The sequence below is a fragment of the Streptomyces niphimycinicus genome, assembly GCF_018883605.1.
Taxonomy (GTDB): Bacteria; Actinomycetota; Actinomycetes; order Streptomycetales; family Streptomycetaceae; genus Streptomyces; species Streptomyces niphimycinicus.
The window spans coordinates 1-6565 of record NZ_JAHLEM010000894.1 but is presented as its reverse complement, the minus strand read 5'-3'; the positions used below and the strand labels follow the sequence as shown (position 1 = coordinate 6565).

At 68.0% G+C, this 6565-nt stretch carries 5 protein-coding genes and 1 pseudogene; 4 read left to right on the top strand and 2 right to left on the bottom strand.

The window, feature by feature from the left end; translation table 11 throughout:
* A pseudogene (locus tag KN815_RS44935) lies at positions 1 to 239 on the top strand (hypothetical protein); the annotation flags it as partial.
* A gap of 39 nt (positions 240 to 278) precedes the next feature.
* Here the strand turns inward: KN815_RS44935 and KN815_RS44930 are convergent.
* Together KN815_RS44930 and KN815_RS44925 are read right to left on the bottom strand one after the other, a co-directional pair.
* On the bottom strand, positions 279 to 1874 hold the full coding sequence (locus KN815_RS44930; RefSeq protein WP_216347571.1) for a monocarboxylic acid transporter: 1596 nt from the start codon (positions 1872 to 1874) through the stop codon (positions 279 to 281).
* Positions 1871 to 2266, bottom strand: coding sequence for a DUF485 domain-containing protein (locus KN815_RS44925; RefSeq protein WP_216347570.1), 396 nt, complete (start codon positions 2264 to 2266; stop codon positions 1871 to 1873). Before KN815_RS44925 ends, KN815_RS44930 begins: the two co-directional genes overlap by 4 nt.
* A gap of 537 nt (positions 2267 to 2803) precedes the next feature.
* Between KN815_RS44925 and KN815_RS44920 the strand changes: the two genes are divergently transcribed.
* The 3 genes from KN815_RS44920 to KN815_RS44910 form a co-directional block, all read left to right on the top strand.
* On the top strand, positions 2804 to 4189 hold the full coding sequence (locus KN815_RS44920; protein ID WP_216347569.1) for an L-lactate MFS transporter: 1386 nt from the start codon (positions 2804 to 2806) through the stop codon (positions 4187 to 4189).
* Positions 4190 to 4193: 4 nt separating this feature from the next.
* Positions 4194 to 4337 (top strand): MFS transporter small subunit, encoded by a 144-nt coding sequence (locus tag KN815_RS44915; protein ID WP_216347572.1) that lies wholly within the window; start codon positions 4194 to 4196, stop codon positions 4335 to 4337.
* A 144-nt stretch (positions 4338 to 4481) separates the two neighbouring features.
* On the top strand, positions 4482 to 6565 hold a 2084-nt coding region (locus tag KN815_RS44910), incomplete at its 3' end, for a sensor histidine kinase (protein ID WP_216347568.1).

Genomic DNA, 6565 nt, shown 5'->3' with positions numbered 1-6565 from the left:
CCCCGCTCCCGTCGGCGCCCACCGGCCGTCCCTCGGCGTCGCCCACCCCGCTGGCGCCGTCCAAGGCCCCGGAGCAGCGCGCCACCCGTGGGCTCGGAGGCGGGACGGCAGGCCCCCGGGACAGCGGGGACGTCCCCCTCCGCGGGCGGCCTGTGGCACCCAGCTCCTCGCCGCGGGCCGAGCCGTCGGAGCACCCCATGAGCGCCCTCCCCACCCCCGACGCCATTCGCCGGCCGTAGGCGGCCCCGAGCGGGGCCGCCTCGGGCGGTCGGTGCGGCCTACGCCTTCGAACCGATGCCGGTCAGCGACCGGACCTCCATCTCCGCCTGCTTCTTGCGGTCCGAGGAGTCCTTGCTGAGGACCGTGCCGAGGAATCCGCAGAGGAAGGAGAGCGGAATCGACACCAGGCCGGGGTTGGTGAGGGGGAACCAGTGGAAGTCCACGCCCTTGATGATCGACGTGGAGCTGCCCGAGATCGCCGGCGAGAAGATGATGAGGATCAGGCCGGACCCCAGGCCGCCGTAGATGCTCCACAGCGTTCCGGTCGTGTTGAACCGCCTCCAGAACAGCGTGTAGAGGATCGTCGGCAGATTGGCCGACGCGGCGAGCGCCAGCGCCAACGACACCAGGAACGCCACGTTCTGGCCGTTGGTGACGATGCCGCCGAGGATGGCCATCAAACCGATCACGAGCGCCGTGAGCCGCGCGACCCGGATCTCCGAGCGCGGATCGGCCTTGCCGTTGCGGATCACGTTGGCGTACACGTCATGGGCGAACGAGGCCGAGGCGGCCAGGGTCAGCCCGGCCACCACCGCGAGGATGGTCGCGAAGGCCACCGCGGAGACGACGCCCAGCAGCATCGCGCCGCCGATCTCGAAGGCGAGCAGGGGAGCGGCGGAGTTCTCGCCGCCCGGGGCGCTCACGATCCGGTCCGAGCCGACCAGCGCGGTGGCGCCGTACCCGACGATCAGGATCGACAGATAGAAGATGAACATCGACCAGGAGCACCAGACCACCGAACGCCGGGCCTCCTTGGCGTCGGGCACGGTGTAGAAGCGCATCAGCACATGCGGCAGGCTGGAGATGCCGAGGACCAGTGACAGCGACAGCGAGACGAAGTCGAGCTTGGTCATCGAGTTCTCGCCGTACCAGCCACCGGGGTTGAGCAGATCCGCGCCCAGCGAGCTGTTCTGCGCCGCCTGGTCGAGGATCGCCGAGAAGCTGAATCCGAACTTGCCGAGCAGGAACACGCTCATGAAGGTCACGCAGATCAGCAGCAGGCCCGCCTTGATGATCTGCACCCAGGTCGTGCCCTTCATGCCGCCCACCAGGACGTAGAAGACCATGACGAGGCCGACGCCGGTGATGATGAGGGCCTGCCCGCCCTTGCTGTGCACATTGAGCAGCAGGGCGATCAGACCACCCGCGCCGGCCATCTGGGCGAGCATGTAGAAGAACGTGATGACCAGCGTGGAGTTGGCCGCCGCCGCGCGCACCGGGCGCTGCTTCATGCGGTAGGCCATCACATCGCCGACCGTGAACCGGCCGGTGTTGCGCAGCCGCTCCCCGACGAGCAGCAGGGCGACCAGCCACGCCACGAGCCACCCCACGGAGTAGAGGAACCCGTCGTAGCCATGGACCGCGATGGCCCCCGAGATGCCGAGGAACGAGGCCGCGGAGAGGAAGTCGCCGGACAGGGCGATGCCGTTCTGGACACCGGTGAAGGCGCTGCCCGCGGCGTAGTAGTCGGAGGTCGTCGAATTTCTGTTGGTGGCCTTGTAGACGACGAACAGCGTGATGATGACGAAAGCGAAGAAGACGCTCAGGTTGATTATCGGGCTGCCGGTCGTGCGGGCTGCGATCTGCAATGTCATTCCTTGCCGACTCCCGCCAGCTCGTGGACCGTGTCCACCTGCGGGTCAAGTTTCTTGCGCGCGAAGCGCCGGTACGTCAGGACGATCGCCATCGTCGACACGAACTGGAGCAGGCCGAAGACGGTGCCGGTGTTGACCGCGCCGAACAGCTTGCGGCTCATGAACTCGTGGTCATAGGCCGAGAAGAGCACGAAGGTCATGTACCAGCACAAGAAGAAGGCGCTCATCGGGAAGATGAACCAGAGCAGTCTCTTGCGGAGAAGTTTGAACTCCGGGCTCTGCTGAATCGCCTCGAAATCGGGCTCCCCGATGTCGGCACCGCGATCGGTGAACCCCGGTCCGGTGGCCCGCTCGGATGGCAAGGAAGCGGGCGGTCGCACCGATTTATTCATGGTCTTCTCCGGGGTGTTTCTGACGAGGCGTCGGTTCGGAGCGCCCGCGCTCGAGCGGCGGAAGGAGGGGCGACCGGCGGGCCCTTGACGCCGCAAGTGTAGTGAGGCGCCGGGCGCAGTCAACGCCGCCCCCGGCTCTCACCGGTGCAGGTGGGCGGGTGTCAGGGTGAACATCGGGCGTCGGCGCGCAATCGAATATGGCGGGAGTGGTCGCTGAACCGGCACTTTGTCTCTCCTTCCCGTGTTGTCCATTTTGACGTAGTGTCAGATTGGCGCCGGCCGCCGAGGGTTGCGCCTTGAGGACATTTCGGCACCCGGCGTTGTGTCCCAAGTGTCGCCACTGGTAGAACCTCACCTCGGGTAGAACGTCCCATCGTGCGCGAGCATGAGTGCTGCGAGCGTGCCGCTGTGCAGTGAGTCTGCCACTGGCATATGACGGCAGCCCTGTGCTCGCCACTGCCTCCCCCGAGGTGTTTGGATAGGTTCAAGAATGCAGTCTGCGGGGGTGCTCTCAAGAAGCCGGAGGTAGGTTGATCTGTGGGTTTCCTCGATCGCTCTCGCATCATCGCAGGGGCGGGGTGGAATCGTTGGCTGATTCCACCGGCGGCGCTTGCGATCCACTTCTCCATCGGCCAGGCGTACGCCTGGAGCGTCTTCAAGATACCTCTGGAAGATTCCCTAGACATCTCGGGGACGGCTAGCGCCCTCCCCTTCCAGATCGGCATTCTGGTGCTGGGGCTCTCCGCCGCGTTCGGGGGGACGCTGGTCGAGAGAAAGGGCCCGCGCTGGGCCATGTTCGTCTCGCTGGTGGCCTTCTCCACCGGTTTCCTGGTCGCCGCCCTCGGCGTCGCCACGCGCAATTACTGGCTGGTCGTTCTCGGATACGGCGGCATCGGCGGGGTCGGGCTCGGCATCGGCTACATCGCGCCCGTGTCCACCTTGATGAAGTGGTTCCCCGACCGGCCGGGCATGGCCACCGGTACGGCGATCATGGGGTTCGGCGGCGGCGCGCTGATCGCGTCTCCCTGGTCGACGGAGATGCTGGGGGCGTTCGGCAGCGACACCAGCGGCATCGCGAAGACCTTCCTGGTGCACGGCCTGGCCTACGCCGCCTTCATGTCGCTGGGCGTGGTGCTGGTGCGGGTGCCGCCCGAGGGCTGGCGGCCGGCCGGCTGGACGCCGAGCGACGACGCGGCCAAGCCGCTGGTCACCACCGCGAACGTGTCGGCGAAGAACGCGGTGCGCACGCCCCAGTTCTGGCTGCTCTGGATCGTGCTGTGCATGAACGTTACTGCTGGTATCGGGATCCTGGAGAAGGCCGCCCCGATGATCCAGGACTTCTTCCAGGACACGGACAGTCCGGTGAGCGCGAGCGCCGCCACCGGCTTCGTCGCACTGCTCTCCCTGGCCAACATGGCCGGTCGCTTCGTCTGGTCCTCGGTCTCCGACCTGGTCGGCCGGAAGAACATCTACCGCCTGTATCTGGGCGCCGGTGCCCTGCTCTACCTCACGATCATGCTCGAAAAGGACAGCAGCACCGCGCTGTTCGTCGCCTCGACCATGGTGATCCTGTCGTTCTACGGCGGTGGATTCGCCACCGTTCCGGCCTACCTCAAGGATCTGTTCGGCACCTACCAGGTCGGCGCGATCCACGGCCGGCTGCTGACCGCGTGGTCGGTCGCCGGAGTCGCCGGACCGCTCATCGTGGACTCCATCGCGGATTCCGCGCATGAGTCCGGGGACACCGGCCCGGCCCTCTACACCTTTTCGTTCACCCTCATGATGGGGCTCCTTGTCATCGGCTTCATCGCGAACGAACTGGTGCGGCCGGTGAATCCGAAGTTCCATGAACCCGAGCCGGTCCAGGCGGAGTCGGCGTCCCCGGCGGACACCCCCGACCCCCTTCCGGCAGAGAGGCGGTAAGCCGGTGACTGACGCAGACAGCCCTTCGCCGGACGTGGCCAAGGCGGTCTCTCCCGCGGTCATGGTCGTGGCATGGCTGTGGGTAGCCGTGCCGTTTCTGTACGGTCTATACCAACTGGCCGAGAAGAGCAGCAAGTTGTTCGAGTAAAGGCAGGCGCGCCGGCGCATCGCCGAAAGCGATGCGGCGGCGCGCTGCCGGGCGTTCGACTTTCCCCAGCCGGGGAAATCCCAGGAGAAACGGCATCGTGATACATCCCTGTGGGCAAGCCGGTCCGAGCGCGGAGCGCGCCTCATGACCCCGGGCAGGCATGCGGCCGCGCGCGATCGCTCACCGTCGTGGTGGGCCGGCGTCGTGGAGTGGCGCAACTGGCGGCTGCCCGTGAAGCTGGGTGCCGTTCTGGTGGTGCCCGCCCTGCTCGCCGTCGCCTTGGGCGTCGTGCAGATCCAACGCGACGTCGCGCGCGCGAACACCTACGCGGACGTGCAGCGGCTGGTCGGACTGCGCGGTGGGCTGATGCCGTTGATCAGCGATCTACAGATGGAACGGACGATGTCGGCCGCGCGGCTGAGAGACCGCACGGCCGCCGATCCGGCCATGCTCCGGCAGCAGAATCAGCGCGTCGACCGCGCACAGGCCGCCGTCGCCCGCACCACCAAGCGGGCACAGGGGCTCGAAGGGGTTACGGCGAACCGCTACCGCGACGCGTTCAAGCTGCTGGACGGACTGCCCGAGCTGCGCAAGAGGGTGACGTCCACGGACATCGGCTCATGGACCGCGGTGACCGAGTACAGCAAGATCATCAACAGTCTGCTCGACCTGGACCAGGCGCTGGGCAGCCGGTTCGGTGAACCCCAGCTCTCCGGACCGGCCACCGCGCTGTACGACCTGGAGCTGGTCCAGGAACAGGTCCACCTCCAGCATGTGATCGTCATGGACGCGCCCGACCCCGGCACGCTGAAGGACCCCAAGCTCATCAGGGCGCTCCAGGAGTCCGACATCCGTCTGCGGGACAAGCTGGGCGACTTCCGGGCCGTGGCCACCGCGGGGGACCAGCGCACCTACCAGCGGACGGTCACCGGCCCCGAGGTCGAGCGGCGCACCCGGCTGCTGGATACCGTGCTGTCCCGGGCGGGTTCGCAGAGCTCCGGACAGAGCGGCGCCGATGCCGCGCAGTTCTCCGTCCGCGACTGGAACCGCAGTTCGGAGGCGACCGGAACGCTCATCAACACCGTGGAGAAGCGGCTTGCCGACCGGCTCCGGGTGACCTCCGCCAAGCTCCAGGACGAGACGAGCGACCGGGCCGGTGCGGAGTCCGTGCTGCTCTTCGCCGTGCTCCTGCTCGCCTTCGCCATCGGCATCGCCATCGCCCGGCATCTGCTGCGGTCGCTGACCGTGCTGCGCTCCACCGCGCTCGACGTGGCCGAGCGCCGGCTGCCCGAGGCGGTGTCGAGCATCCGCGAGGGCGAGATGGCGACCACGTCGATCAGCGCCGTGCCCGTCCACACCACCGAGGAGTTCGGGCAGCTCGCGCGGGCCTTCGACGCGGTGCACGGCCAGGCCGTGCGGCTGGCCGCCGAGCAGGCCGCGCTCCGCGGCGACCTGCGGGACACCCTGGTCAACCTCTCCCGGCGCAGCCAGAGCCTGGTGGACCGGCTGCTGCGCCTGATGGAACAGCTCGAACTGCACGAAGAGGACCCGGACCAGTTGGCCAGCTTCTTCAAGCTGGACCACCTGGCGACCCGGATGCGGCGCAACAACGAGAACCTGATGGTTCTGTGCGGCAGCACCCCGGTCCGCCCCTCCGAGCAGCGCGTGCCGCTCGACAATGTGCTCAGGGCCTCGGTCTCCGAGATCGAGCACTACCGGCGGGTGGTGGTGGAGCCCGTTCCCGCCGCCGAAGTGATCGGGTACGCTGCCGGTGACCTGGCGCGAATGATCGCTGAGCTGCTGGACAACGCCACCGCGTTCTCCCCGCCGGAGACCCAAGTGGTCGTCAGCAATACACTGCACCTGGACGGTTCCGCACTGATCGAGGTCCGCGACGAGGGATTCGGGATGAGCGGGGCCGAATTGGCCAAGGCTCATCGGCGCGTAGCGGGGGACGTATCCGTGGAGGTACCTACGTCCCGGCAGATGGGCTTGACCGTCGTCGGCCGCCTGGCCCGTCGCCACGGCGTCACCGTGGAGCTGATCTCGGAGCGCGACACCGGCGGTGGGCTGCGCGCCGGTGTGCTGGTCCCGGCCAGGCTGATGCTCGCGGACAAACCCGCCCTCGCGGGCCGGGAGAGCTCCCTGCCCGTCCGGCGCACCTCCAGCGGGACGGCCGAGCCGGTGGCCACCCGCCGGGAGACCGGCGCGGCCCCGGCGGCGCCGCT